At 45.5% G+C, this 26,038-nt stretch carries 26 protein-coding genes; 16 read left to right on the forward strand and 10 right to left on the reverse strand.

Going from position 1 to position 26,038, the window contains the following annotated elements:
- Positions 1-60: 60 nt before the first annotated feature.
- Both M1D72_RS02695 and M1D72_RS02700 read right to left on the reverse strand, forming a co-directional pair.
- Positions 61-1,152 (reverse strand): MBL fold metallo-hydrolase, encoded by a 1,092-nt coding sequence (locus tag M1D72_RS02695; protein WP_456295471.1) that lies wholly within the window; start codon positions 1,150-1,152, stop codon positions 61-63.
- Between the two features lie 254 nt (positions 1,153-1,406).
- On the reverse strand, positions 1,407-2,300 hold the full coding sequence (locus tag M1D72_RS02700) for a LysR family transcriptional regulator (protein ID WP_456295472.1): 894 nt from the start codon (positions 2,298-2,300) through the stop codon (positions 1,407-1,409).
- Positions 2,301-2,421: 121 nt separating this feature from the next.
- Here M1D72_RS02700 and M1D72_RS02705 point away from each other — a divergent pair, with 121 nt between their 5' ends.
- Positions 2,422-3,042, forward strand: a complete 621-nt coding sequence (locus M1D72_RS02705; RefSeq protein WP_456295473.1) for a DsbA family protein — start codon at positions 2,422-2,424, stop codon at positions 3,040-3,042.
- Between the two features lie 128 nt (positions 3,043-3,170).
- On the opposite strand, the gene M1D72_RS02710 is transcribed toward M1D72_RS02705, so the two are convergent.
- On the reverse strand, positions 3,171-4,259 hold the full coding sequence (locus tag M1D72_RS02710; RefSeq protein WP_456295474.1) for a Gfo/Idh/MocA family protein: 1,089 nt from the start codon (positions 4,257-4,259) through the stop codon (positions 3,171-3,173).
- A gap of 193 nt (positions 4,260-4,452) precedes the next feature.
- On the opposite strand from M1D72_RS02710, the gene M1D72_RS02715 reads away from it, so the two are divergent.
- On the forward strand, positions 4,453-5,364 hold the full coding sequence (locus M1D72_RS02715; RefSeq protein ID WP_456295475.1) for an AraC family transcriptional regulator N-terminal domain-containing protein: 912 nt from the start codon (positions 4,453-4,455) through the stop codon (positions 5,362-5,364).
- Between the two features lie 58 nt (positions 5,365-5,422).
- Here the strand turns inward: M1D72_RS02715 and M1D72_RS02720 are convergent, their stop codons facing one another.
- From M1D72_RS02720 to M1D72_RS02730, 3 genes are all read right to left on the reverse strand, one after another.
- Entirely contained in the window at positions 5,423-6,316 is an 894-nt protein-coding gene (locus tag M1D72_RS02720; protein ID WP_456295476.1) for a LysR family transcriptional regulator, read from the reverse strand.
- A 79-nt stretch (positions 6,317-6,395) separates the two neighbouring features.
- Complete coding sequence (locus tag M1D72_RS02725) at positions 6,396-6,875, reverse strand: cytochrome P460 family protein (RefSeq protein ID WP_456295477.1); 480 nt, start codon at positions 6,873-6,875, stop codon at positions 6,396-6,398.
- A gap of 355 nt (positions 6,876-7,230) precedes the next feature.
- Positions 7,231-8,124 (reverse strand): AraC family transcriptional regulator N-terminal domain-containing protein, encoded by an 894-nt coding sequence (locus tag M1D72_RS02730; protein ID WP_456295592.1) that lies wholly within the window; start codon positions 8,122-8,124, stop codon positions 7,231-7,233.
- Between the two features lie 435 nt (positions 8,125-8,559).
- Between M1D72_RS02730 and M1D72_RS02735 the strand changes: the two genes are divergently transcribed.
- From M1D72_RS02735 to M1D72_RS02765, 7 genes are all read left to right on the forward strand, one after another.
- Positions 8,560-9,189, forward strand: a complete 630-nt coding sequence (locus M1D72_RS02735; protein WP_456295478.1) for a carboxymuconolactone decarboxylase family protein — start codon at positions 8,560-8,562, stop codon at positions 9,187-9,189.
- 114 nt (positions 9,190-9,303) lie between these two features.
- On the forward strand, positions 9,304-9,750 hold the full coding sequence (locus tag M1D72_RS02740) for a cupin domain-containing protein (RefSeq protein ID WP_390195772.1): 447 nt from the start codon (positions 9,304-9,306) through the stop codon (positions 9,748-9,750).
- Positions 9,751-9,931: 181 nt separating this feature from the next.
- Positions 9,932-10,882 carry an alpha/beta hydrolase gene (locus M1D72_RS02745; protein WP_390195770.1) on the forward strand — a complete coding sequence of 317 codons (951 nt, stop codon included), beginning with the start codon at positions 9,932-9,934 and terminating at the stop codon, positions 10,880-10,882.
- 63 nt (positions 10,883-10,945) lie between these two features.
- The gene (locus tag M1D72_RS02750) at positions 10,946-11,812 is read left to right on the forward strand and encodes a DUF3737 family protein (protein ID WP_456295479.1); all 867 of its coding nucleotides are present in this window, start codon (positions 10,946-10,948) and stop codon (positions 11,810-11,812) included.
- Between the two features lie 7 nt (positions 11,813-11,819).
- The gene (locus M1D72_RS02755) at positions 11,820-12,980 is read left to right on the forward strand and encodes a MalY/PatB family protein (protein ID WP_390195766.1); all 1,161 of its coding nucleotides are present in this window, start codon (positions 11,820-11,822) and stop codon (positions 12,978-12,980) included.
- 29 nt (positions 12,981-13,009) lie between these two features.
- Positions 13,010-13,567 (forward strand): cyclophilin-like fold protein, encoded by a 558-nt coding sequence (locus M1D72_RS02760; RefSeq protein WP_456295480.1) that lies wholly within the window; start codon positions 13,010-13,012, stop codon positions 13,565-13,567.
- A 216-nt stretch (positions 13,568-13,783) separates the two neighbouring features.
- Positions 13,784-14,746 carry an aldo/keto reductase gene (locus M1D72_RS02765; RefSeq protein ID WP_456295481.1) on the forward strand — a complete coding sequence of 321 codons (963 nt, stop codon included), beginning with the start codon at positions 13,784-13,786 and terminating at the stop codon, positions 14,744-14,746.
- An 80-nt stretch (positions 14,747-14,826) separates the two neighbouring features.
- On the opposite strand, the gene M1D72_RS02770 is transcribed toward M1D72_RS02765, so the two are convergent.
- Both M1D72_RS02770 and M1D72_RS02775 read right to left on the reverse strand, forming a co-directional pair.
- Positions 14,827-15,306, reverse strand: a complete 480-nt coding sequence (locus M1D72_RS02770) for a (R)-mandelonitrile lyase (RefSeq protein ID WP_456295482.1) — start codon at positions 15,304-15,306, stop codon at positions 14,827-14,829.
- A gap of 21 nt (positions 15,307-15,327) precedes the next feature.
- Complete coding sequence (locus tag M1D72_RS02775; protein WP_456295483.1) at positions 15,328-16,083, reverse strand: carboxymuconolactone decarboxylase family protein; 756 nt, start codon at positions 16,081-16,083, stop codon at positions 15,328-15,330.
- 456 nt (positions 16,084-16,539) lie between these two features.
- Between M1D72_RS02775 and M1D72_RS02780 the strand changes: the two genes are divergently transcribed.
- The 4 genes from M1D72_RS02780 to M1D72_RS02795 all read left to right on the forward strand — a co-directional run bounded on the left by M1D72_RS02780 (position 16,540) and on the right by M1D72_RS02795 (position 20,661).
- Positions 16,540-17,451, forward strand: coding sequence for an AraC family transcriptional regulator (locus tag M1D72_RS02780; RefSeq protein ID WP_456295484.1), 912 nt, complete (start codon positions 16,540-16,542; stop codon positions 17,449-17,451).
- A gap of 149 nt (positions 17,452-17,600) precedes the next feature.
- Entirely contained in the window at positions 17,601-18,650 is a 1,050-nt protein-coding gene (locus tag M1D72_RS02785; RefSeq protein WP_456295485.1) for an NAD(P)-dependent alcohol dehydrogenase, read from the forward strand.
- A gap of 206 nt (positions 18,651-18,856) precedes the next feature.
- Positions 18,857-19,318: an IS200/IS605 family transposase gene (gene tnpA, locus M1D72_RS02790; RefSeq protein ID WP_456295486.1), complete on the forward strand. Its 462-nt coding sequence runs from the start codon at positions 18,857-18,859 to the stop codon at positions 19,316-19,318.
- A gap of 236 nt (positions 19,319-19,554) precedes the next feature.
- Positions 19,555-20,661: an adenosylhomocysteinase gene (locus tag M1D72_RS02795; protein WP_390195752.1), complete on the forward strand. Its 1,107-nt coding sequence runs from the start codon at positions 19,555-19,557 to the stop codon at positions 20,659-20,661.
- Positions 20,662-20,688: 27 nt separating this feature from the next.
- Here M1D72_RS02795 and M1D72_RS02800 read toward each other — a convergent pair whose 3' ends face one another.
- Complete coding sequence (locus M1D72_RS02800; RefSeq protein ID WP_390195750.1) at positions 20,689-21,492, reverse strand: class II glutamine amidotransferase; 804 nt, start codon at positions 21,490-21,492, stop codon at positions 20,689-20,691.
- Positions 21,493-21,860: 368 nt separating this feature from the next.
- Between M1D72_RS02800 and slyA the strand changes: the two genes are divergently transcribed.
- Genes slyA through M1D72_RS02815 form a run of 3 tightly spaced genes read left to right on the forward strand, consistent with a single transcriptional unit; the run spans position 21,861 to position 24,461 of the window.
- The gene (slyA, locus tag M1D72_RS02805; protein WP_456295487.1) at positions 21,861-22,316 is read left to right on the forward strand and encodes a transcriptional regulator SlyA; all 456 of its coding nucleotides are present in this window, start codon (positions 21,861-21,863) and stop codon (positions 22,314-22,316) included.
- Positions 22,317-22,351: 35 nt separating this feature from the next.
- The gene (locus tag M1D72_RS02810; RefSeq protein ID WP_390195746.1) at positions 22,352-23,413 is read left to right on the forward strand and encodes an HlyD family secretion protein; all 1,062 of its coding nucleotides are present in this window, start codon (positions 22,352-22,354) and stop codon (positions 23,411-23,413) included.
- Between the two features lie 10 nt (positions 23,414-23,423).
- Positions 23,424-24,461, forward strand: a complete 1,038-nt coding sequence (locus tag M1D72_RS02815; protein WP_390195744.1) for a DUF2955 domain-containing protein — start codon at positions 23,424-23,426, stop codon at positions 24,459-24,461.
- Between the two features lie 145 nt (positions 24,462-24,606).
- Here the strand turns inward: M1D72_RS02815 and M1D72_RS02820 are convergent, their stop codons facing one another.
- Complete coding sequence (locus M1D72_RS02820; RefSeq protein ID WP_390195742.1) at positions 24,607-25,986, reverse strand: nucleobase:cation symporter-2 family protein; 1,380 nt, start codon at positions 25,984-25,986, stop codon at positions 24,607-24,609.
- Between the last annotated feature and the right edge of the window lie 52 nt (positions 25,987-26,038).

Genomic DNA, 26,038 nt, shown 5'->3' on the forward strand with positions numbered 1-26,038 from the left:
TCGGTAGAGGGATTGATAAGATTTACGCTTCCCCCGCTTATCCCGCGGGGGCTTTTTTATTTATTCACTTTTAAGTGGTTGCCACCAGGCATTAAACACTTGACCCTCATCATCTAAGCGAACGCTTTGTCCTATTAGCGGCGTCAACAAACGATACGGTTTATCACGACTTGCCCCACTCAATCGATCTAATGGCTCATACCAGCTGTGATTGGATAAGCGGAACTTACTATTGTGCGAAGGTAATACCGCTTGAGCTTCCAGATCCTCGGCGGCTTGCGCCGTTTCTTCTGGCATCATATGAATAAATGGCCAATTTTTACTGTATTGCCCAGTTTCTAATACCGCTAAATCAAACCCACCAAGCTGCTCATTAATTTGCTTAAAGTGGGGGCCATAGCCACTATCGCCACCAAAGTAAACTTTGTGATTTGGCGTCACAATCGCAAACGATCCCCAAAGTGTTTGGTTACGCTGTAACATGCGTCCAGAGAAGTGTTGTGCTGGCAATACATAAATATCAGTGCTTTGATGGGCATTGAATACTTCAAACCAATCGCGTTCAAATATTGTGTCATTGGTATAACCCCACTGTGTAAGATAAGAACCAACACCTATTGGGGTGACCACTTGAGCCACTTTGTCACGCAGAGCTTCCAATGTTGGATAATCGAGGTGATCCCAGTGATCGTGGGTGATAAGTAAATAATCTATCTCGGGAATATCTTTGGCGTGATACACGTTACTCCCTGCAAACGCGGTATTGGTACCGGGGACCGGTGAGGCGCTGTCGCTAAACACAGGATCAATCAGATAACGCTGACCATCAAGTTGCATAAAGTATGATGAATGTCCCATCCACACTACGATATTTTCGTTGGGATCCAAACCCAAGAGATCTGTTTTTTGCGATGGTAGTTCTGCCGCTGGTTTTGCGTCTTGAGTTTTGTCTGTCAGAAACTTATACAAGCCAACAAAGAAATTATCGTCGGATGTTGTCACGGGGACTTCATTCACGTTGTGGAATTGTCCTTGGTAATACTTGCCTTGGTAAGATTGCTCTTCAACGCTGGGTGCGTCGAACTGCGGACGTTGCAAGTAGACGTATACACCAACAGCGACAATAACAATAAGTATTGAAATATAGATCATTACTGAACACCTAAATGATTTATGACGTTTTGAATTTGTGGCGTTAGCCGGATTTTCACGAACAGTAGGCGAGGGGCTCTTGTACATTATTTACCTTAAAATAAATGGAGAGTCATGGGGCTCGTCGTGTGATCTTAGATTGATCACTAATTTCATTTGACCCAATTTTCCCCCATTTTGGTAGAGACAAAACTATTTTATTTTTGCCTAATCCTACACAAGCGCAGTGAATACTTAACGCCTATTACACTCGATTATTTGGTCGGTAAGGCGGTTTTTAAAGCGTTTTCAGCAAAATCAATAAAGGCGCGGACGCTAGGTGATAAATAGTTGCGTGATGAATACAAAGCGTATATCTGCATTGGGTTAGGCGCCCACTCAGGTAAAACATGGATAAGTTGACCATTGTCTATTAATGGTTTTGCCAGATACAACGGTTGCTGAGCGACACCAGCGCCATTGATAGCGGCGTGAAGGAGTGTTGTTGCCTCATTCGCCGTCAGTTGGCAGTGAACTTCAATTGAGCTGAGCCGCTGTTGGCGATAGAGATGCCATACTGGAATGTCAAAATTACGATACCCTAAACAGTGATGGCGGCGCAGGTCCTGCGGTTCATTGAGAGCCGGCGACATCATGAGATAATCGGGTGAGGCGACTAGGACAGAATCGCATACACCTATCGGTTTACCAATGAGTGACGGGGCTGGGTGGGAGGCGATGCGAATCGCTAAATCAATGCGCTGCTCGACTAAATCCGCCACACTATCTTGCAGATCCATATCGATGGAGACCTGTGGATGCATGGCCATAAATTGGCTCACAATAGGAGCGAGTATTGAAAAACCAAATGACATACTGGTCGCTAAACGAATGGTTCCTGAAAGATGTGAGCTGTTTGGCCTTAGCGTTGTCATCGCCTTGGCTTGATTGAGCCAAATCTCCACTTCTCTTAAGTAGCGTTCTCCCTCAGAGGTTAATGAAATTTTGCGTGTCGTGCGGTGCAGTAAACGCGTTTGCAGCCAGCTTTCCATCGCTTCAATATAGCGAGTAACCATTGGGCGAGACATCTCGAGGCGCTGAGCGGTTGCGGTAAAGCTTTTTGTGTAGGCGACATCCACAAAGACTTCAGCAGCGGTCAGTCGGTCCATCTTTATTTGCTCGGAATATGAAATAATGATGCTTATTATTGGCTATTTTTCTTATCTAATCAATTTTCTAAACTCAATGCCATCGATGAGCCTTTCGTGGAATTGAACAGGACATAACAACATGATCAAAGTACATTACTTTTTCGACCCAATGTGTGGCTGGTGTTTTGGCGCAACGCAATTAGTCGACATTATTCAAAACCACAGTGAGTTTGAGTTAGTCCTCCACCCTGGAGGCATGATAGAGCGCCAACCCATCGAGGTTAGTTTTCGTCAGCACATTGTACAAGCAGACAAACGCATCGCGCTTGAAACCGGCGCTACATTTGCTGAGGCTTATTTATCCCGTGTTAACAGTGAGTTACCATTGGTATTGGATTCGTTTCTTGCTATCCGTGCGATCTATGTAGCATCGCGAATTGGTTTGAGTGGCTTTGACATGTTAAAAGCGATTCAACGTGCGCACTATCAGCTAGGGCAAAACGTTGAACAGGGAGAAACACTCAAGCGTATCGCAATAGAATTGGGGGCAGACGAAACACAATGGCAACATGAGATGGACTTACAGGGCGCGGCGTCTGTCGATTGGGTCAATGAGACTCATCAGTTGATGGTTGAGCATCAAGTGCGAGGCTATCCGACTTTATTTGCAGATATTGACGGGAAATGGATTCGATTACCACATAGCCAATATTACTCTCAGCCGCAATCGTGGGAAGCTTGGTTATCGACGTTACTGTGATAAAATATTAGCTATAAAAAACAGCGGCTAAGGGAGTTACGGTAACCTTAGCCGCCGAAATAAAATACGGACAAAAATTCGATTTTAGCCCGGTGGCTAGCCGCGCTGTTTAGACCTTAGAACAAGGGTTATTTGGATTGAGCAGATGTCTCAATCGCATCAACGACTTCATGCAGTTTTACGGCATCTTCAAATGAAGGCGCAGTCTGGCTACCTGTTGTGATGTCATCGTACAGGCGGCTATACAGACGGCTGATATTACGAGCCCCCGGGAATTCTGGTAGCCCTTGATAAAGAGACTTTTCTGGCATCAGTGGTTGCAGTTCTTTCTCTTCGCCTTTTGCGCCTTTCACCGTGAGTTGGATCATTTGTGCGTGGCCAAGATCGCCGGTGACTTGAATGTCGCCTTCAGTACCATTTATTTCCCATAGCAGGTTGGTACCGCGGTTTGCGCCCCCACGGTAGTGGACAGAGAGAGCAGCACCGCTTGCCATTGTACCTTGAACCAATACTTGGTCCGGGGCCGTTTTCTCTTTTGTTTCTCCTGTATCCGTGATTTTCACGTCGTTGAAGTTGAAAACGAACTGGGAATCAAGCGTTGCAAAGTCGCCCAAAACGTCTTTTATCGCCGCTAATGTATGAGCGAGTGGGATCGACTGCATGGTCGCCCCATTTTTGCTTTCGAACAGATAGTAATACTCACTCACGGTTTCGCCGGACCAATTCCCGCCAGAGCCGATAAGTGTGGTTGATAGAACTTTGCCGACATAACCCTCTTTGATGAGTTGTGCAAGGTGTTCAATTTCTAAAGCGCCACGTGCTTGAGTACCTGCAACCGCAACCACACCTTTTTGTTTCGCCAACGCTGTCAATTGACGAGCTTCTTCTAATCCATTCCCTAATGGCCATTCACAGTAAACGTGTTTACCTGCGTTAAGCGCTGCAGAGACCAGTTCAAAGTGATACGGGACTTTTACCGTAATGACCACCACGTCAATCTCAGGCGAGTTAACCAGATCTTGAGCACTGGCAAAGGCATAAGGCAATTTTAGGGCTTCGGCGGTTCGCCGAGAGCTTTCAAGGCTGCTGTTCGCTACGCCGACAATAGTGAACTTTTCAGGCATAGATTGAAGTGCAGGCAAATGCGCCATTGCGGCCCAGTGGCTATCTGGGTTTAAACCAATAAAGCCGACTTTCAAGTTTTGAGCTGTTGACATAAATTCTCCTAATACTATCAAAATAGGTCTTTCGGTTTGGTAAGTATCGTCATGTTCCTACCTAGCCTGATGACTGATTTAGTGTATCGTAGCGGATAAACGTGCACTTACTTGATTGTCTCAATCACATGCTCAATACTATCAACCTAATTTATTTCGCCAAATTGTGGGTGGGCTAGTAAGGTTTATAGTTATGGAGCAAAAACTGCACGAGATTATTAATTTATTGCATCCTCATGTTACGGTTGGCGGTAGTAAAAGCGTGTATCCCAATTACAGTGTTTTCTGGTCGAGCAACGCGACGTGCCCGGTAACGACATTGTACGAACCCATGCTGTGTTTGGTGTTACAAGGGGAGAAAGAAGTCACTGTGGGGGAACAGGTTTTTCGTTACACGCCCGGGGATTTTTTTATCAACTCGATTGAATTACCCATTGCCACTCAGATTATCCAAGCCAGTCAGGATGCGCCGTATATCTCGCTGAGTATCACGCTAGACCCAGATAAGCTGGCGCAAGTGATCACCGAATCTGGTATGGATAAACGAGAGCCTGCCCAGCGAGAGTGCTTTGTTCTATCAAAAGCTTCCGACGATCTTTTAGCGCCGTTATCGCGATTATTTGAATTGCTCGATACCCCGGATGATGCTGCCTTTCTCGCGCCAATGATTGAACGAGAACTTCTTTATCGTTTATTGCAAAGTGACCAGCAAGAGATATTGAGGCAGATTACCGGGAATGATTATCGCGTTAATAAAATTCGAGACGTGATCAATTGGGTAAAAGAGCACTATGCCGAATCAATGAGTATAAAGGGATTAACCGAGCAAGCCGGAATGAGTCAAGCATCGCTTCATCGCCATTTCCGTTCGGCAACCGGCATGACGCCTCTGCAGTTTCAGAAAACCATTCGTTTGCAAGAAGCCAGAAAATTGCTTGTTGAGGGTAAGGATGTGAGTGAAACGGCGTACGCTGTCGGATACGAGAGTCCATCGCAGTTTAGCCGTGAATATTCTCGCTTGTATGGCATTGCGCCGTCGGTTGATGCTAAGCGATTACAGGCGCGGGGAGTGACTCGTCAAGAAATTAGCCACGCCCCTTGGTAATTCATGACCTCGCGTTGGTCAGCCGTCGCATAGATGGTTAGCGCTGTTTGAATCGAGGCTATTGATTTTGGGTTTTTTCGACAAAATTTGAGCTCTTTAAATGGGCTAAAAAGGTATCCGCGGCATTGAAAGAAGATGCGCGTTTTTTCCATGCGATGACAGACGTCATTTCAAGGGGAGGAGTGAATGGCGTAAATGTAAACCGAGCTGGATCAAATTGCTCTACGGCGCCTTCAATCGTCATGGCATAACCGAGGTTGTTGCTGACCATTTCGGCGACGTTGGTAATGATATTGTAGGTAGCCACAATCTTAAGCTCGTCCCAATCGAGTCGAAGCCAATGCGCGATTTCTTTTTGCAACGCTTGGCGATTGCTCATAATCAGCGGAAGATTGATTAAATCGCGTTTGGTGATCTCAGCTTGCGCAGCAAGAGGGCTAGAGCTAGGCATGAACAAACCCCAACGCTCTTTTGTCTCAATCCTTAAATAGTGATACTTTTGAATTTCAATCGGTTCGAGCAAAATAGCAAAATCGAGAAGGCCGCGGTCGAGCTTTTCTTTGATATCTTCTGCACTGTTAGTGTAAAGCTCAAAAGTGACTTTTGGGTATAACTGCTTAAAACGCGCCATCTCTTCCATCAGCACATTGACCGAGCGTAGTCCGCCACAACCAATGGAAATTTTACCGCTCAGCTCATCACCTGATTGAAACTCGCTTTTAATGATATCCATCAATTCAAGTATTTCTTCGGCCCTGCGCCTTAGCATCAGACCGGAGTCTGTCAACGTGAGTTGTTTATCACGAAGAAACAATTTTGTGCCCAATTCGTCCTCCAATTGGGCGATTTGCCGGCTCAACGTAGGCTGAGTAATAAATAAAGTTTCTGCCGCTCTAGAGAAGCTGCCTTCCCGAACAATAGTGAGAAAGTATCGTAAAACGCGAATATCCATTAGATGTGTTACTTGTCATGGGGGATCTAATAGATAGCTTACCGTTTAGCCAATGAAAGAAGCCAGCTTATTTGCGTTTTTATTCGCTCTTGGTCGCTTTAAGCTGCTGATAGCTAAAGACGTAATCGTTGCTTTCCTGCGAGCTGTGACATGAGTGACAGCGGCTAATATCTTCATTGTGATTAATTTCGCCATCAGGGGAAAAGGTCTGAAATGCCCAGTCTCCGGTGTTACTTGACCCATTTCGAGTATCACCATAGCCTGCAACCTTTTCCATCGCAACATAACGATACAGCTCACCTGAGCGAAAGTCTTCCATCATAATGTACGTCCCGACGGGGAGTGGCTTATCTTGCTTGGCGGCGTTTATTGCTGCTTGGCTGGCATATAATTCTTCAGTGATGCCACCGCGATGTTTTGTAAAGTAGTGGATGTCTTGCTGATAATCTTGCTTGAACGCCACCGGGCTTTGAGCCGCAGTCGCCGTAGTTGTGATAAACAGTGCCATGCCACTTAACATGAACGCTGGGAGCTGAGAGTGGGTTAGAGATGGGTTCATGATTACGCCTCCATTCGCAATTTGAACTTTAAACCGAGCTTTGATGATAAAAAGCCGATTTTTTTATGTCTAATCGTTATTAGGAATAGGACAGGATGCCTGAAAGGCATTGTTTTGGCGTAACCAGACGATGATTTGGTGAACTCGGGGGAGGCTTTAAATAAACAAATTATGCTTAAAAGGCATAATATTGCATTTGATATAGGTATTGGACATAGAGTGAGCTATTGATTAGCGTAATAGTCAGCTTGGCATTTACAGCACAGGATAATAAATGCCAAGCGGTGATTTTTAACAATATGGATACTACGACCTTTGGTGTGTTTCACTACGTCGTTTCTGTGGAATAAGCGACTTACATTGCATACGCTGAGCGTAAATTTTTAATGTCTTTTGCAGGTGGCGCACCAAATAGGCGGCTGTACTCACGGCTAAACTGAGACGGGCTTTCATAACCGACTTTAAAGGTGGTCGCCATCGCGTCCAAGTTTTCCGTTAGCATCAGGCGGCGAGCCTCATTAAGACGAAGTTTCTTTTGAAACTGAAGTGGCGTCATCGACGTCATTTCTCGAAAGTGACTGTAAAACGCGGATTTACTCATGCCTGCGTAATCCGCCAACATGCCAACATTCAAGCTTTCAATATAATTACTCTTCAGCCACTCAATGGCTTTAGAGATCTGATTGCTGTGGCTACCTGATGTCACGATATGGTAGAGCTGCTGCCCATGAGGAGAGGTTAAAAGGCGATAAAAGATCTCACGTTTGATAACGGGAGCGAGAATTTTAACGTTCTCGGGTTCATCTTGCAGGGCAAGCAGTCGAACAAACGCATCCAGCAAAGAGGTAGAAAGTTGGCCGACAGCAATACCTTTTTGTGTCTTCTTACCTTGATTGAAGGTTAACTTACTGTCGATGATAAGCTGAGCGATCTCTTGAAGATCCAGCTCCAATATCACACCAAGATAAGGTTTTTCTTCTGATGCTTCGGTAATTCTGGCGATCAACGGTAAGTCGACAGAGGAGATCAAAAAACGTGTCGCATCATACTCGTAATTTTCTTCACCAAGCAACAGGCGTTTCGAGCCCTGGGCGATCAAACAGATACTGGGATTATGGGTATAACTGGTGGGTTCAGTCGGTGAACACCAACGGCTAAGTTTTAGACCAGGAATGTCAGTTTCAAAGTAATTGGCTTGCTGAGCGAACTTTGCTACGTAGTGAGCCAACTTCGCGGAAGCGGTGGCCATATCTGGTGATGGTTTACTGTTCATTTCCAAGTTACCTGCGAGTCTCGATATGGTTGAGAGGATAGACTATAACATCTAATTTGTCTAAAAAAGAAGAATATTAGGCAATTCTGATGGGAGGCTGTTACCTTGATTCAAAAAAGGAGCTCTGTTCTTTTTATTCAATTTATACCTTCATAGCCCAGTATTTTCAAGCAAATGTCAAAAGGATGTCATTAATCTATCACTTTAAATTTAGAGTGGTTAACCAATTTTTACTTATCAATAATTTTATTCATTTGGAGAAATAGGCAAAAATTGGCAAGGATCAGGCTAACCGTTTTGAGCAGAGTCGTCGTAAAGTATCCATACTGTTTGAACGCAGAGCGTAATAAAGATTAACCCCATTGCGTTTATTCTTTTTTACTTATAACCACTATGTCGGAGGCATTGTCCATGCAAACAGAATTTAGCGAAAAGCAACTAGCCATTATTCCTATTTCAGCATTCACAGCGAGTGGCAACATTGAAAAACTGAAAACCAGTTTGAATGAGGGGCTTGACGCAGGGTTATCGATCAACGAAGTCAAAGAAGTTCTGGTTCAGCTGTACGCTTATGCTGGTTTTCCTCGCAGCTTAAACGGTATTGGCACCTTAATGAGCGTGGTTGAAGAGCGTAAACAGCGCGGCATTGAAGACGATCAAGGTAAAGACGCATCACCGTTTCCTAAAGACAAAACCAGCTTAGAGTTTGGTACCGACAACCAAACTCAGTTAGTCGGGCAAGCTGTCGCTGGGCCGATGTTTGATTTTTGCCCGGAGATTGACCATTTCTTAAAAGCGCATTTGTTTGGCGATATCTTTGAACGTGATGTTTTGAGCTGGCAAGACCGTGAGTTAGCCACCATCGCTGCGCTAGCGAACATCGATGGTGTCAATAGCCAGCTTGGCTCACATATTGGTATCAGCCTCAATAACGGTATCAACCCAACACTACTTGAGCAGTTTATTGGCAGCTTACGCAAGCATTGTGGTGATGATATTGCCGATAACGCAAATCAAGTGTTGCAAAACGTTTTAAGTTAACTTGCCGCGTTTATTGTCCGTGAATCAGGACTTCACTCTCTTATAACAAGAGCCGCGAAGTAGAGATGGAAATCGTACTTTGGGCTTCAGTACCTCACCCTTAAAGGAGGAACTATGAGCACAGAAAAAAACGTAAAAATTCCAGCAGAGCTTGATGAACAACAATTTGATGGCATTGGTATTTTTCCAATCGGTGAAGAAAATACCGCGTATGCGGATTACTTTACTGGCACCAGCTACCTCGACATCCTAAATAAGGAGGGGGTTGGTGTTGGTAATGTCACTTTTGAACCTGGATGCCGCAACTTTTGGCATATCCACCATAAGGGTGGTCAAATTTTGCTCGGAACAGGTGGCCGTGGTTGGTACCAAGAGGCGGGTAAACCTGCTCAGCAAATGAAAGCAGGGGACGTGATTTATATCGCGCCGGGCACCAAACACTGGCATGGCGCGGCCAAAGATAGCTGGTTTTCTCACGTCGCAATTGATGTGCCAGCCGAAGGCAAAAGCAATGAGTGGTTAGAGCCTGTCTCTGACGAAGAATATGGTTTGCTCGATTAGTACTGTCCTTTAGTCCTAAGTACTGGTCTCTAAAGCAAACGAAGCTGAGTACCGTTTTACACTGCCTTTCTGGTGCTCAGCTCTTTATATTACTCGATGAACATTCAGTTCAATTGTTATCGAGCGACACGCAACAGTCTGTTGTGTGGAATTCAATACACCAAATTCGAGGAGAATGATTATGGCAACGGTTGATAATTATATTTTCACACTGAGCGAGAACGTCACTCGTAAACCCGTTTCTTACAAAACTCGCTACGGGATTAACATCTCTGCGGATTTGTATTTGCCGAAAGGTTTGAACGAAAGTGACCAACTACCCGCATTGGTTGTTGGTGCACCTTATGGCGGCGTTAAAGAACAAGGCCCAGGTGTCTACGCAAATGAACTCGCACAGCGTGGCTTTGCCGTATTGACCTTTGATCCGTCATACAACGGTTACAGCTCTGGTGAAGTTCGTCACTTATCGTCCCCAGATATTTTCGTCGAGGACTTCAGCGCCGCTGTCGATTTCCTTGGTACACGTCCTTTTGTGAATCGTGAGCAAATTGGGGTCATCGGTATTTGTGGTAGTGGTGGCTTTGCCCTTAGCGCGGCGCAGGTGGACCGCCGAATCAAAGCAGTTGCAACAACCAGCATGTATGACATTACTCGGATGCACGCAAAAGGTTTTGGCGATTCATTAACTGATGAGCAGCGCGCAGCGTGGCTTGACTCTATTGCAGAGCAGCGTTACGCGGAGTTTGAAGGCAATGCACCTGCGCTAACGGATCGTGGCGCGCCAATCGGTTTTGATGAAAACACAGACGACATTGGTAAAGAATTTGGTGAGTTTTACTCCACACCACGTGGTTACCATCCAAATTCCATCACGCAATTTACCATGACCAGTGCACCATCAATGATGAATTTCTCAATTCTTGATCATCTTGATTGGATTTCACCTCGACCTATTTTGTTGGTCATCGGTGAACACGCGCACTCACGCTACTTCAGTGAAGATGTGTATCAGCAAGCGGGTGATGAGAAAGAGCTCTTGGTGATTCCAAACGCAAACCACGTTGACCTTTACGACAAAACTGACGTGATTCCTTTTGACAAATTTGAAGCGTTCTTCAAAGACGCATTCTAATCGTAATACTGCGCCAGCCAAAGCGCTGGCGCCTTTTCTGTTTTATTTTTAGGCAAGTTATTTATGCTCGACCAGATTCTAGAAAGTAATGAAATCTATGACCGATTCTACGAAGGGGAACGCCCTTTATTTGCGTTGAAAAATCAGCGCCTGAATAAAGTTCGTTTTTACCCAGGGGAGTCTGCACTCAAACACTCAAGTGATGTCACTGCTACTCAGTGTGAGTTTATGGGTAAGTACCCGTTCTGGCATAGCGAAAATATCGAGCTGGATAAGTGTTTATTTACTGTCTACGCACGTGCGGCCATTTGGTATACCCAAAATCTGACCATGAGAGACAGTGTGGTAGAAGCCCCAAAAATGTTTCGCCGTGTATCCAATTTAACCATTGAAAACTCGCGTTTTACGAGTGCAGGTGAAACGTTATGGCTGTGTGACAACATTCGCCTCACCAATGTGGAAATGAAGAGCGCCGATTATGTCTTCATGAACTGTGAAAACATCGAAATTGATAACTTCACACTGCAAGGTAATTACTCCTTCCAAGACGCGAAGAACGTGACCATCCGTAAGTCCTACCTGAACTCTAAAGATGCGTTCTGGGGAACGGAAAATGTGACGGTTTACGACAGTGTGATTGAGGGTGAATACTTAGGTTGGCACTCCAAAAAACTGAAGTTGGTCAATTGCACCATTCGTGGTGAACAGCCTTTGTGTTACGCGAAAGACTTGGTCATGATCAACTGTAAAATGGTTGATACCGATTTATGTTTTGAATACGCAACACTCGAAGCAGAGATTGTTTCAGACATCATTAGTGTTAAAAATCCAAAAGCTGGGCATATCAAAGCCAAAGCGATTGGTGAGATTATTATCGATGAACATTGCCAAAATCCAGGTGGCTGTGTGATTGAGACACAAGAGGACTAAGCCGGGTATGAAAGGGTATAACTTTGACGAAATCACGCCAAGACGTGGTACAGGAAGTGCGAAATGGGATCTTTCTGAGGATCCAGAAATGTTACCTATGTGGGTGGCTGACATGGATTTCAAAACCGCGCCTGCGATTCTTTCGGCATTAGCGCGCCGAGTCGAACACGGTGTGTTTGGTTATACCAAAGTGCCTGACACTTACTACGTGGCGTTAAATGACTGGTTTACTCGTCGTCATCAGTTGCCCATTGAACGGGACTGGGTGATTTACACGTCTGGTGTGGTGCCCGCGTTGTCGGCAATTTTAAAAGCGCTCACACAACCGGGTGATGGCGTTATTGTGCAAACTCCGGCTTACAATTGCTTTTTTAGTTCAATTCGAAATACGGAGTGCCACTTGATTGATAGCCCGCTACGTAATGTGAATGGCTACTATGAGATGGACTTTGACTTGCTTGAACAACAGGCCAAGCGACCTGATGTCACCGTCATGATCTTATGTAACCCACATAATCCAGTAGGGCGAGCTTGGCGAGAAGACGAACTTCGCCGTGTCGGAGAGATTTGCTTCAAGCATGATGTCAAAGTCATCAGCGATGAAATTCATTGTGATTTGGTTTTCCCTGGGCAGAAACATCAGGCATTCGCTGCGCTTGGTGAGACGTTTTTGATGAACTCTGTGACGTGCAATTCGCCAAGTAAATCGTTCAATATCGCAGGGTTACAAATTGCTAATATCATCGCGGCCGAGCCCACCATTCGCCAGCGTGTCGATAAAGCAATTAACGTCCATGAAGTGTGTGACGTTAACCCATTCGGCGTTGAAGCGTTAATCGCCGCTTATACGCAAGGCGAGCAGTGGTTAGATGATTTGCGGGATTACTTATACGGTAACTACCAATTTGTCGCAGCGTTTTTAACCCAGCATCTGCCAGAGCTTACGTTAACGCAGCAAGAAGCGACGTATCTTGCATGGATTGATTGCCGAAATTTGAAACTCACTTCGCACGAAATCAGTCAGTTACTGAAAGAAAAGGGCCATTTGCACATTAGTGAAGGCACCATCTATGGTGATTTTGGTGAAGGGTATATTCGTTTGAATATGGCGTGTCCACGCCGTGTGCTTGAAGACGGACTCAACCGCCTAAAAAGCGTTTTGGGTTAACCAGCATCACGTAAAAAAGGGGGGCGAAGATGTTGGAAATGAAAAAAGGCAGGAGCAAACCTATTGATGTGGGCTGTGATACCTGTGAAGGGACGGTGAAAAATAAACCCATTTTTCTCGCATTACTTTTGACCATGCTTGCGTGTGTCACCTTTGCCATCCCTAGTATTAGCCGCGCGGAGCAGAGTAATAATGCTTCGCCAACTCAACTTGAAAAAACTAATAGAGAAGCCAATAAGATGAAAATACGTTTTGTGTTTGATGACCGTACCGTTGAGGCGACCTTAGACGATACGCCAAGTACGCGCGATTTTGTGTCTCAGCTGCCATTGACTTTCGATCTTGAAGATTATGCAAGCACGGAAAAAATTGCTTACCTGCCTCGTAAATTAACCACAGAAGGCGCACCAAAGGGTAGCAGTTCAAGTGCTGGTGATATTGCCTACTATGCGCCTTGGGGCAACCTCGTGATCTTCTATAAGAGCTTTGGCTACGCTTCTGGGCTAATCCCGTTAGGTAAGCTGGATGGCGGCCTTGAGCGTTTCACCAAAGGTTCTTCTCACGTCACGATTGAATCTGCCGAATAATCGACGGGTTGAAGGTCTTTGGCCTCACTCGAACGCTCAATGCGTATTTGCGCAGTTTGATGTTACCGCAGGTTTCTACAATGTGTGGTCGGGGGTAAGTTTGTTTTGACCACACATTTCTTTTTTTCTGCAGTAATCATGGAGTTGATATGGGGGAAGACGCGAGTCTCCCCCATTTTTGTATTCGAAAGTACACTGATTAGAAAAGGTGACGATATGAAAACAAGACAATTAGGCAACGGGCTTGAAGTGTCCGCTCTCGGTTTAGGCTGCATGAGGATGAGCTACTCCGACAAACCAACCGATAAACAACAAATGCTGACGTTCTTACGCCAATCGGTTGAAGCGGGGATGACGTTTTTTGATACCGCCGAAGTCTATGGTCCGTTCACCAATGAAACGTTGATTGGTGAAGCTTTTCAGCAGTTAGACAAAAGTGACTTAGTGATCGCGACGAAATTTGGTTTTAAGCACCAACCCAACATCGGTCCGACACCTGGCGAATTTGATAGTCGTCCAGAACAAATAAAACGGGTGGCTGAAGCGTCACTCAAGCGGCTTAACGTCGAGTGTATTGATCTCTTTTACCAACATCGAGTCGATCCCAATGTGCCGATAGAAGACGTTGCGGGTGCTGTACAGGATTTGATCCGTGAAGGAAAAGTCAAACACTTTGGTTTATCTGAAGCCAGTGCCGACATCATTCGCCGTGCTCATGCGGTTCAGCCTGTTTCAGCACTACAAAGTGAGTATTCTATTTGGTGGCGTGAGATTGAAAAAGAGATTCTACCGACATGTGAAGCACTGGGTATAGGTTTAGTGCCATACAGCCCACTTGGCCGCGGTTATCTCACTGGCGCGATTACCAAGCAGACGACGTATGATAAAAGTGACCTTCGAGGCTGGAACCCAAGATTTACGCCTGAGGCGATTGACGCGAATCAGGTCGTCATCGACTTACTGGCAAGTATTGGTGAAAAGCACAACGCGACGTCGGCACAAATTGCCCTAGCGTGGTTATTGGCACAAAAGCCGTGGATTGTTCCTATTCCTGGGTCGAGAACGTTGTCACGCCTAGAAGAAAACATGGCGGCAGCGGACATTCAATTGAGCTCTGAAGACTTACAACAGCTTGCGCAAGGTATGGCAAAAATTGAGGTCGTCGGCGATCGTTATTGATGTTGCGCCATCAGTTAATAAAAAAGCCCTGCACATTATTGTGCAGGGCTTTTGCTCAGTAGATGATTGAGCTTAGGGCATTACTTTGCGTTGTATTGCTCGTCGCTGACTTTTTCCATCCAAGTTACGTTCTTGCCGTCTTTATCACCCGTGATAGCAATATGAGTCATTGCTGAGTCTGGGCTTGCGCCATGCCAGTGTTTTACTCCAGGTGGACATACCACGACATCACCTTCATGAATGACTTGAACTGGACCACCCCATTCCTGGGTAAGACCTGTCCCTTTTGTCACGATCAAACGTTGTCCAGCAGGGTGAGTGTGCCAAGCAGAGCGAGCACCTGCTTCAAATGTTACGTAAGCGGCTGAGGCTGGGATGTCATCGGCAGGCTTGAAAAGCATGTCAACATTCGCCTGGCCTGTGAAGTAATCTTCTGGGCCAACAAACGATTGGTTGTCGCCACTTTTAATGACGGTGGTTTTAAGTTCTTCGCTGGCGATTGAACCGGCCGACAAAGTAAGGAATAGCGCTGCAGTTGCGGTGTAAGTCATTTTTTTCATGGTCTCTCCTTTCTATTTCGCTTAGTCGCGTGATTCAAACACTTCTTTAAATACGGGTAGGGCAGAAAATGCTTTTGGCCAACCTGAGTAAAAGGCTAGTTGGGTTAAGATTTCTGACGCTTGTTCTTTGGTTAAGCCGTTATCCATTGCTTTGTTTAAATGGAAAGGCACTTGCTCTGCTTGACCGGACGCCACTAACGCACTGACGGTTACCAAGCTACGATCTTTTGGCGCAAGGTTTGGACGAAGCCATAAGTCTTTAAATAGCTTGTCTGTGGTGTATTGGACAACACCTGGCGAAACGTCGCCAAAACGCTCATCAACGAAATCAGCACGTGCTTTTTCTGCTTCTTCGTTAATCGGTAAAAGTTTGATGTTTGCAGGTTCAATGTCGCTAGGTTTTATACCACGAGCTTTGTAGATAGGCTCTGCCGCTTTGACGGCTGACATTGCGTTACCCCAGCCAGCATAAAAAGCCAGGTGGGTCATAGTTTCAGACAACTCTTTTGGCGTTACACCATTATCAAGCGCTTGCTCGATTTGTTCGCTCATCACTGCGGTTTGGTCGCGCGCTATCGCTGCGGCAAAGGTGACAAGGCTACGCTCTTTTGGTGACAGTTCAGAACGCTTCCAAAGCTCGTTGTCCATAAACTCTTGCGTTTGTGCCATCTTTGGTGAAACGGTTTCGAGCATCGCCTTGCTTGAGCTGCTATCTGCAGCATAGACAGAGGCGGAAAGGAGCGAGACAAGCAAAGGGATTTGGTATCTTTTTTTCATAGACTAAAGTTCCTTGTTTTTAGCGTATCTTCGTGCAATGGTCTGAATAAACCGTCAGAGGTCGCCAAGTTGGTTTCCACTGACGGTTTGGGGGTGATCGTTTTCTGCTGTTGTGGCTGTAACCTGTAACAAAGGTTTCTGTATAGAAGGTATTGCTGCTCAGCACCATCTCAATAGCAACATGACCGGGGGTATTAACCGGATGATGTTTGCCTAATTCTCTATATCATTGAACAAAAATGGATACCTTTGCTTACTTAACTGTAGTTACCTTTCAACAGCATAGATGGTATTGTTACTAGTCTAGATACAGGCTGACGATACCAATATCACGTTTCTCCAAAACACTTGCTTGATTCTACAAAGCTAAGTTTGCCGTCAATTAAAGATGTAAGAAAATTTTACGGCTCGTAACAATTCACTTATTTGCGTCATTTTTATAAAGGGATTACCAAAATGAATGAGTTAACTCAGAGGTTTGCACAGCAAGTTGCCGCCCATATCGAACATGACGGCATGAATACGACTGAGCTTAAAGCGCTGAGTTTCTTTCGAGCGTCTCGTCCTACCCGATGCGATGCAAATATCTATAAACCCAGTTTTATTCTTACCCTTCAAGGGGTTAAAAGTTTATCTTTGCAAGGTGAGAATCAAGAGTTTGTCGCTGGGCAGTGTTTAGTGGCGTCGGTTGATATGCCGATTACGTCCAATATCGTCGATGCATCTGAACAAAAACCGTATCTATGCTTGGTGTTTGAATTGGATATGGATGTGTTAGTCAGTGTGATGCCAACGATTCAGGTCAATCCGCAAACTGAAGCGGCGGACATGCCAGCAGTGACGATTAATTCACCAACCGATGATTTGATGGATGTGATGCGACGCATGTTGGACTTGCTCGATAATCCAAGTGATGTGCCGGTGTTATATCCAATGCTTGAACGAGAGCTCGCCTATCGGTTGCTCAATACCCCGATGGGGGCGCGTCTTCGCCACTTATGCTCTTATGATTCATCCAGCAGTAAAATCATGCGCGCTGTGCAATATTTAAATGAACACTTCCACTGTCCAATTAAGGTTGAAACCTTAGCGAATGAAGTGAACATGAGTGTCTCTTCTTTGCATCAGCACTTTAAAACCATCACCATGCTGTCGCCTTTGCAGTTTCAAAAGAAGTTGCGTTTGTACGAAGCGCGTCGTTTGATTATGCAAGGTATGGAGATTTCTTCTGCGGCGTACCGCGTTGGCTATGAAAGTGCATCACAATTTAGCCGCGATTACGGACGTACGTTTGGCGTCGCCCCGTCACTTGACCGTAATACGCAAAATATTCCAGAGAGCACAATTAATCATCAAACCTTGGCTTAGAGACGCTTTCCTCACTGATTTTTGTAGAATCGTGCATATTTCAGAGAGAATTGAGCATACTAAAAGGGTCAACTATCTTTGATAATAGTACTCGCTGCCTTAACGGCAATAATCTTGACACTTATTCAATAGAAAAAGGTTATAAATTAATGAAAACATTAGGATATGCAGCTCATTCAGCTGACTCAGATCTCGTTCCTTACCACTTTGAACGCCGAGAATTGCGTCCAAATGATGTAGCAATTGAAATTTTGTATTCTGGTGTTTGTCACTCAGATTTGCATACAGTAAACGGCGACTGGGGTGATCAACCATACCCACTCGTTCCTGGTCATGAAATTGTAGGTAAAGTACTGTCTGTTGGTTCAGATGTGAAAAACTACAAAGTGGGTGACCAAGTTGCTGTTGGTTGTATGGTCGATAGCTGTCAAGAGTGTGATCAATGCCATAATCATGAAGAGCAATTCTGCCGTCACGGTATGACACCAACGTACGGTGCACCTGATCGTCAATCTGGTGAAATCACTCAAGGTGGTTATTCTAAACACATCGTCGTTCGTGAAGAGTTCGTTCTAAGCATTCCTGAAAGCATGGATCTATCTCGTACAGCACCTATTCTATGTGCAGGTATCACCACTTACTCTCCACTTCGTCACTGGGGTGTGAAAGAAGGTTCTCGCGTCGGTGTTGTTGGCCTTGGTGGTCTTGGTCACATGGCGGTAAAACTTGCTGTTGCAATGGGCGCAGAAGTGACTGTTATCAGCCGTTCTAAATCAAAAGAAGAAGAAGCAAAAGCACTCGGTGCGAAAGGCATCCTTGCTTCATCTGATGCTGATGAAATGCAAGCAAATGGTGCTGCGTTTGATCTTATCATCGACACCGTACCAGTAAAACACGACGTGAACGTGTACACGCCACTGCTAGACGTTAACGGTTCTCTTGTTATCGTTGGTCAAGTAGGCCCACTAGAAGAGCTTATGTCAGTACCACTTGTGTTCAACCGTCGCAGTGTCGCAGGTTCTCTCATCGGTGGTATCAAAGAGACTCAAGAAGTGATCGATTTCTGTGCTAAGCACGACATCTACCCAGAATGTGAAATGATCAAGATGGACGGTATCAATGGTGCATTTGAGCGTCTAGCTCAAGGTGACCTAGCACACCGTTTCGTGATTGATATGTCTTCACTGAGCGTAGACTAAGGAATTCTAATAAATCCAATTATTGGGTGAACCAAACGGCGATGCTTAGCATCGCCGTTTTTTTGTATAGAGAAAACCCCCAGCTAGGCTGGGGGTTCCGTAAAGCTTATAGCTATAAGTCAGTTATATAACCCCTTTCAATTTGATAAAAACGTCTTGTGGTCTGGCAACTGCAAGAGTTAATTAAGAATTGAAAGGGGGTCCCAATGGGGGACGAAAAGAGCTTAGCGCACACGCGCTGGAACTGTAAATACCACATAGTCTTTGCACCGAAATATAGAAGGCAAGTTTTCTACGGAGAAAAACGTAGAGCGATAGGTGAAATATTGAGGAAACTATGTGAATGGAAAAATGTGAACATTCTTGAAGCGGAATGTTGCGCGGATCATATCCACATGCTTTTAGAAATACCGCCCAAAATGAGTGTTTCAGGGTTTATGGGGTACTTGAAAGGCAAAAGTAGCCTAATGCTTTATGAACGATTCGGCGATTTGAAGTTTAAATATAGAAATCGAGAGTTTTGGTGCCGAGGTTATTATGTAGATACGGTAGGTAAGAATACGAGCAAGATACAAAATTACATCAAGCACCAATTAGAGCAGGATAAAATGGGAGAGCAATTATCGCTCCCGTATTCAGGTAGCCCGTTTACGGGCCGCAGGAAATAGTCATATGCAAATGTCAGATCACTACGCGCCTGCTAGGGCGCTGCCAGTAGGAGAGCCTTATAGGCGCATATGAAAAACCACCGGCTATGCCGGTGGATACTTTTTTTATGGGCGTAACTTGATACTGAAGTGGAGTGGGATACTCATAGTATTGAAATGATTTATCTCGTTTAACACTATCAAAACGCCGTTATTTCAGTAAGATAAATTGAAATTTATTCCTGGAGTTTGATGATATGTACAAGGATTTTTCTGCAGAATTAGCATGGGCTGCCCGTCATATGCCCCGAACTCACGCGGCGATTGCCGCCTTGCCTGATTTAAATGGGGTCAAACTTGCGTGCAACATGCATTTGGATTTGAAAATGGCGCCGTTAGTTGGCGGACTCCTCGATAAAGGCGCGGAGATTTATCTCACCACGTGCAACCCAACCACAGTCCAAAATGACGTCGTCGATTATCTCAAACACAAGGGGGCATGTGCTCACGCATGGCGTGATATGAGTGAGCAGGATTGGTTCGACTCTTTCGATAAAGCCTTGGATTGGCAGCCGAGCCATTTATGCGAAATGGGTGCAGATTTAACTTCTCGCCTGCATCAAATGCCACGTCAACATAAGATTAAAGCTGGCCTAGAAGCTACGGGGTCAGGCATTAGTCGTTTAGGTGGGGTTACGCCTGATTACCCCATTTTTAACTGGGATGATCTACCCGTTAAAGAGGGGCTGCATAACCGACACATGGTAGGACTAACGGCTTGGCATACCTTTTTTCAAACCACACACCTGACCTTACATGAAAAAATTGTGGTAGTGATCGGCTATGGGTTGGTCGGGCAGGGCGTTGCGGCCTCTGCTAAGGCTTATGGCGGACAGGTGCAGATCGTTGAGTTAGACCCGGCGCGTGCACTGCAAGCTAAATACGATGGTTGGCCAGTCGTTGAGCTCGCCGAAGCTGCCCAGTATGCCGATGTGATCGCCACCGCGACAGGTGCGGATGATGTGGTCAGTGCGACTCACTTGCAGGCGATGAAAGATGGTGTATTTGTCTTGAATGTCGGGCATGTGGCGAAAGAAATTAATGTTGAGTATCTCAAGCAAGTGGCGACGCACACTCAGCCAATGCCTCATGTTGACGCTTATCAATGGAATAGTAAAACGGTCTACCTTTTGGCCGATGGTTCAATGTTTAATTTAACGGCAGGGTATGGCGACAGTCTAAATGCGTTTGATGTGACGCTTGCAGTGATGGCAAGTGGCATTGGGCATATTGTCGGGCAAGGTTCAAGCCACCAAGCAGGCTTATATCTGTTGCCAGAATCGGCATGGAAATCGGCACTTTAATCGAGCAATAAAGTGAAATGAAGCCACCTATGAGGTGGCTTTTTGTTGAAGAGTGAATGCGCTGGTTTCTTCAATCGGGTAGGCAATGGTCTTATTGCCGACCACATGCGTGATGGTTTGCGGTTTAATGATTTTCCACTGTGGATCACTGTCGAGGGGTTCTGAGGCTAAAACCATGGCATCTTGTTGCGGTTTCGCGAAAATGGTTGGTGGCTGCTCATCGGTACTGTATCTGACAACCCAGAATTGGTCGCCATCAGAAATGCACATTGAGGCTTTAAATGGATGCTCACCCGCCTGCTTTTCTTCGATGACTGATTCAATTTCAGCAATCGTGGTGCGTATAGCTTTGACTGGTGTATGGCGCAGACCATTTTTGATCATCAATAGAAAGATTAATTCGCTGTCTGTTGTTCCGCGCTTTTCAATATACAGGTATTCCGGTAATCGGCGTTCTAACTCGTATTTGACCTTTGTAAAGTCGCCAATTTGTCCATTGTGCAAGAACATCCAATTGCCAATGATAAACGGATGGCAGTTACTGCGCGATACTTGGGTTCCTGTTGAAGAACGGATATGTGCCATAAAACGGTGTGAGCGAATGTGGTGTGTCAGGGACTTTAAGTTTTCATCACCCCAAGCGGGTAATACTTCATGAAATTGCCCAGGTGTACTTCGCTCGGTATACCAACCCAGGCCAAAACCATCGGCGTTGACTCGAGTAATCGCCTTGCGGGCTTCGAGACTCTGATGGATGAGTGAATACTCTGGTTCATATACCAATTCATCAAGGTAAATAGGACTGCCTTGATAAGCAAGCCAGCGACACATAGGAAGAATCCTTCATTTACAACATCTCTATCAATCAAACACCTTTTCTGAACTTTTAGCAATAACTCTAGGCAATGAGCGCGTTGTTCCATGAGAAATAATGCCGGGCGGAGCATCGTGACTCGCGCCATTTTTCGCAGTGCGTTTGGGACATGTGCTTAACGTGTTGTTGTCAGGTGGTAAACATTGAGTAATTGTTTTGAAATATGCCAAGGGAAAATGTGCGACGCTTATAATGTTTGTCCTTACATTGTGAATGATTAATAGCTTTTATTACACGAATAATGAGAATTTAGTCACAAAAACTTTACTTAGCATGCTAAGTATTATACATTGCTTAGCCTGCTAAGTAATGGTGTAGCCAAATAATGAAGTTAGACATCCATAACACAAATGAATTGTCGCCTGTCGAACAGATGAGTCGAGCAACTCGATTGTGGAAAACCGTGGCCGACGAAGAACTTTCGCCACTCGGTTTAACCCATTCGCGTTGGACTGCGTTGTGGAAGTTAAAACGGCTAGGCGACAACGTAAGCCAGAAGACATTAGCCGATGCACTAGAAATCGAGCTCGCTTCTTTAATGCGTACACTCAATCAACTTGAAGAACAAGGGTTGGTGACGCGTCACTGTTGTGAGCATGATAAACGTGTCCGTAATGTTCGCTTAACTGCGCAAGGTAAGGTAATCCTTGAGCAGTTGGAGCAGCGTATTTTCAATGTTCGTCGTCAAATTCTTCAGGGTATCAGTGAAGAAGAAATGCAATTAATGCGTTCAATCCTTGAAAGAATTTCTCTCAACGCCACTGCCGTACTTAGTGAATAAGTCATCCTATTTGTATTAAAGAGAAGTAATGTTCTATGACCCCAGATCAGAAATTTACCCGCTGGATTAAAATATCCTGCTCGGTATTCCTTGCTTTATTTGTTTATTTTCTGATTGCTGATTTGGCGATGCCAGTGACACCACAAGCGATGGCGACTCGAGTGACGACCAAAGTCGCGCCTCGTGTTAGTGGTCAAATCACCAACATTTATGTCCACAACAACCAAGTTGTCCATAAAGGTGATGTGCTGTTTGAAATCGATCCTCAGCAATATGAGTTGGCAGTAGAAAAAGCAAAGCTCAACTTAGAAACGGTAAAACAAAATAACGCTCAACTTGATGCTTCTATCGCAGCGGCGCGTGCGGACGTGGTTGCGGCGGAAACGACGCTTGCCCAAAGACAACGTGAAGCAAACCGTCTTGATACGCTGTTTAATCGTAAGGGCACTTCGCAGCAGTTACGTGATGATGCCGTTAGTGAGGCTACCGCAGCCAAAGCCAATTTGCTCGCCTCAAAAGCGCGTTTAAAACAGCTGATTGTAAGCCGCGGAGACACATCCGATAACAACATTAATATTCGTGTTGCTCGTAACGAGTTAGATTCGGCGATATTAAATCTTTCATACACTCAAGCTGTGGCAGAGAGTGATGGGATTGTCACTAACTTACAACTGGAATCGGGAACGTACACGGCCGCGGGAACCCCTTTGGTCGCGTTGGTCTCAAATAAAGTGGATGTGATTGCCGATTTTCGTGAAAAAAGTCTGCGTCACTTTACCACGGACAGCAAAGCGTTGGTGGCGTTTGACAGCAAACCAGGCCAAGTGTTTGAAGCGGCAGTCAGCAGTATTGATGCCGGGGTTAGCGACGGACAGATTGAAGCTAATGGCCGTTTAGCCGCGCCAACAACATCTAACCGTTGGGTTCGAGATGCTCAGCGTATGCGCCTGCACGTTGATATCCTTGAGTCCGATATTGCAGAGAACATGCCATCAGGAGCACGCGCCAGTGTTCAATTAGTACCAGACGGCTTTTTCTTTGGCTTTTTAGCTCGTGTGCAAATTCGTTTCTTGAGCATCCTCCACTACATTTACTAACGGAGGCGGTATGAAACTTTGGGACCATTCGATGTCTGAAAATGACTTCAGACAATGTTTGCGTATCGCGTGTGGCTCTACGCTCGGGTTTACTATCTGTAAGTTGTTTGGTTGGAATAACGGTGTCTTTTTTACCGTCACGCCTATGTTGCTGCTTGGTATGGTACCCGTCATGAGCATGAGTGCAGCGAAGCAACTGCTTGCGGCTGGTGTAGTGTGCGGTCTGGAAGTGGGACTGCTTGGTGGCTATTTCGGTAGTCACCCAATGATGATGACGATGATCGTTTTCCTGCTTTTCATTGGCAAATTCGCAGCCATGTCGAAAGGCAGTTTGTTCCTGTTTGGGGCAAACAGTGTCATCAGCTTGAGTATTATGTTGCATTTTGCCAGCTATCAGTCGACGGATCTCAATGAATTAATTATGGGTAACTTGCTTGCCAATATTCTTTCGATTGGTATTGCGTATTTGATGACCTATTTGATTCCCGATGTCGAACCGCGTCAGCCACCACCAAGGCCAACCGAGCCGAAAAAATCGCACCGCATGCGTCATGAAGCATTGATGGGCGCGACCATCGCCACATTATCATTTTTGGTGTTTCAGATTTTTGATCTTAGTGATTCCATGTCGGCCCAAGCGACGACGTTACTATTGCTTTTTCCCATGCATTGGAATGGCGCATTAGGGTACGCGCGCAAACGGGCAATGGGCACTTTGATGGGGGTGAGCTTTGGTATGGTGGGGCAGTTATTTCTTTATGACTGGTCTGGATTACTGCTGTTTGTCGTCCCACTGCTTTGGATTGGCACCATGGTGTTTAGCTACATGCACGTTAAAGAATCCAGTGGTTCTGGTGCCGGATTCGGTGGGTTGACCACGCTGGGAATTCTGTTTGGGCAGTATCTCGCGCCAGACGGCGACCTCGTGTTTAGTGCGCTATATCGAGTGAGCAGTGTATTGTTTGCCATCGTTGTTACATTACTTGTTACCTATATTGTGCACCGCTTTCTTAACATGTTTGACGCCACGAGGTTTAGCCACGATTAACCGATTTTATGCAGCAAACACCCCCAAAGGGAGCGCTTTCCATGTCGGCTAGCGCTTCTTTTTATTGCTTGGGGTGTTAACCGTCACAGGCTGCATACTTTACACCCAGCACAATGGCTGGGTGTTTTTTTATCCACGCTTGCGCTTAGCTGTGTTCCTCACTCCAGGCTTGTTTGGTTTGCGGTTGAGTCTCTTCCTCTTCCGATAGAATCAGCGTCATAATTATCGCCGCAATACCACTGGTGGTGACCGGCGAGCCTAGAACGCTTTGCAGCAGTTTTGGCATCTCTTTCACGATGTCAGGAACCAGCATAACGCCCAGCCCAATGCCAAACGAAACCGCTAGAATCATTAAGTTTCTACGATCAAGCTGCTCACGAGCAATAATTTTAATGCCCGCGGCCGCCACAGTGCCAAACATCACCAAGGTTGCACCACCAATCACCGGTTTAGGGATTGTTGTTAAAATGCCGCCGATAATGGGAAACAGACCTAAAACGAATAAGATCAGAGCCACAAAATAACCGACATAACGGCTCGCAATACCAGTAAGGTGAATCACACTGTTATTTTGGCTGAACGTGGTGTTGGGAAAGGTGTTAAATACCGATGCGATGAGTGAGTTGACCCCGTCACCTAAAATGCCGGACTTAATGCGTCGCAGATAAGTCGGCCCTGTGACTGGCTGTTTAGTGATCATACAGTTTGCGGTTAAATCGCCTGTCGATTCAATCGCTGTAATGGCATAAATAACCGCGATTGGGACGAAAGCATACCAATCAAAATCAAAACCGTATTTGAAGGGCACCGGAATACTGACCATGGGCTGGTTAAACGCGCCCTCAAGATTTACCATCCCCATTAGTGCCGCGATCGCGTAGCCAACCACCATACCCACTAGGATTGATGACAAACGCACCATGAGGTTTTTTGAACGGTTCATTAGGATAATCGTCACCAGTACCACGGCGCCGAGCGCCAAGTTATGCCACTGACCGAAATCTGGCGCTTTCATTCCACCGGCTAAGTCTGTCATGCCGACTTTAATCAGTGAAATGCCAATGGTGGTAACAACGACACCAGTAACGATCGGAGTAATAATTTTGCGAAGCTTGCCAATAAACTGGGACAGAAAAATTTCAATAAATGCACCGACAAAACACACGCCAAAGATCAACGATAAGATCTCTTCAGGGCCGCCACCTTTCGATTTGGCAATAAAACCTGCCGCCAAAACAGAGCCCAAAAACGCAAAACTGGTACCTTGTACGCATATCATCCCAGCGCCAATGGGACCGATACGCCGCGCTTGAATAAACGTGCCGACACCAGAGACAATGAGTGCCATGCTAATTAAATACGGGACATGAGATCCCAAACCAAGCACGCCGCCAATCACCAGAGTCGGGGTAATAATTCCAACGAAACTCGCAAGAACATGCTGCAAACCGGCGTAAAAGGCAGGCACGGTTTCGGGTTTGTCATCGAGCGCATAAATCAGCTCGTCACTTCCTTGTTTAGACATAATACTTTCCTGTATACAATGTTGTTTTCGTTATTGTATTAGTTTTAAGCAA

The sequence above is a fragment of the Vibrio sp. AK197 genome (assembly GCF_053903115.1).

Bases quoted from the DNA above. Each gene is read 5' to 3' on its own strand.
- M1D72_RS02695 (WP_456295471.1), bottom strand. From the start codon at position 1,152: ATGATCTATATTTCAATACTTATTGTTATTGTCGCTGTTGGTGTATAC.
- M1D72_RS02700 (WP_456295472.1), bottom strand. From the start codon at position 2,300: ATGGACCGACTGACCGCTGCTGAAGTCTTTGTGGATGTCGCCTACACA.
- M1D72_RS02705 (WP_456295473.1), top strand. From the start codon at position 2,422: ATGATCAAAGTACATTACTTTTTCGACCCAATGTGTGGCTGGTGTTTT.
- M1D72_RS02710 (WP_456295474.1), bottom strand. From the start codon at position 4,259: ATGTCAACAGCTCAAAACTTGAAAGTCGGCTTTATTGGTTTAAACCCA.
- M1D72_RS02715 (WP_456295475.1), top strand. From the start codon at position 4,453: ATGGAGCAAAAACTGCACGAGATTATTAATTTATTGCATCCTCATGTT.
- M1D72_RS02720 (WP_456295476.1), bottom strand. From the start codon at position 6,316: ATGGATATTCGCGTTTTACGATACTTTCTCACTATTGTTCGGGAAGGC.
- M1D72_RS02725 (WP_456295477.1), bottom strand. From the start codon at position 6,875: ATGAACCCATCTCTAACCCACTCTCAGCTCCCAGCGTTCATGTTAAGT.
- M1D72_RS02730 (WP_456295592.1), bottom strand. From the start codon at position 8,124: ATGGCCACCGCTTCCGCGAAGTTGGCTCACTACGTAGCAAAGTTCGCT.
- M1D72_RS02735 (WP_456295478.1), top strand. From the start codon at position 8,560: ATGCAAACAGAATTTAGCGAAAAGCAACTAGCCATTATTCCTATTTCA.
- M1D72_RS02740 (WP_390195772.1), top strand. From the start codon at position 9,304: ATGAGCACAGAAAAAAACGTAAAAATTCCAGCAGAGCTTGATGAACAA.
- M1D72_RS02745 (WP_390195770.1), top strand. From the start codon at position 9,932: ATGGCAACGGTTGATAATTATATTTTCACACTGAGCGAGAACGTCACT.
- M1D72_RS02750 (WP_456295479.1), top strand. From the start codon at position 10,946: ATGCTCGACCAGATTCTAGAAAGTAATGAAATCTATGACCGATTCTAC.
- M1D72_RS02755 (WP_390195766.1), top strand. From the start codon at position 11,820: ATGAAAGGGTATAACTTTGACGAAATCACGCCAAGACGTGGTACAGGA.
- M1D72_RS02760 (WP_456295480.1), top strand. From the start codon at position 13,010: ATGTTGGAAATGAAAAAAGGCAGGAGCAAACCTATTGATGTGGGCTGT.
- M1D72_RS02765 (WP_456295481.1), top strand. From the start codon at position 13,784: ATGAAAACAAGACAATTAGGCAACGGGCTTGAAGTGTCCGCTCTCGGT.
- M1D72_RS02770 (WP_456295482.1), bottom strand. From the start codon at position 15,306: ATGAAAAAAATGACTTACACCGCAACTGCAGCGCTATTCCTTACTTTG.
- M1D72_RS02775 (WP_456295483.1), bottom strand. From the start codon at position 16,083: ATGAAAAAAAGATACCAAATCCCTTTGCTTGTCTCGCTCCTTTCCGCC.
- M1D72_RS02780 (WP_456295484.1), top strand. From the start codon at position 16,540: ATGAATGAGTTAACTCAGAGGTTTGCACAGCAAGTTGCCGCCCATATC.
- M1D72_RS02785 (WP_456295485.1), top strand. From the start codon at position 17,601: ATGAAAACATTAGGATATGCAGCTCATTCAGCTGACTCAGATCTCGTT.
- tnpA (WP_456295486.1), top strand. From the start codon at position 18,857: ATGGGGGACGAAAAGAGCTTAGCGCACACGCGCTGGAACTGTAAATAC.
- M1D72_RS02795 (WP_390195752.1), top strand. From the start codon at position 19,555: ATGTACAAGGATTTTTCTGCAGAATTAGCATGGGCTGCCCGTCATATG.
- M1D72_RS02800 (WP_390195750.1), bottom strand. From the start codon at position 21,492: ATGTGTCGCTGGCTTGCTTATCAAGGCAGTCCTATTTACCTTGATGAA.
- slyA (WP_456295487.1), top strand. From the start codon at position 21,861: ATGAAGTTAGACATCCATAACACAAATGAATTGTCGCCTGTCGAACAG.
- M1D72_RS02810 (WP_390195746.1), top strand. From the start codon at position 22,352: ATGACCCCAGATCAGAAATTTACCCGCTGGATTAAAATATCCTGCTCG.
- M1D72_RS02815 (WP_390195744.1), top strand. From the start codon at position 23,424: ATGAAACTTTGGGACCATTCGATGTCTGAAAATGACTTCAGACAATGT.
- M1D72_RS02820 (WP_390195742.1), bottom strand. From the start codon at position 25,986: ATGTCTAAACAAGGAAGTGACGAGCTGATTTATGCGCTCGATGACAAA.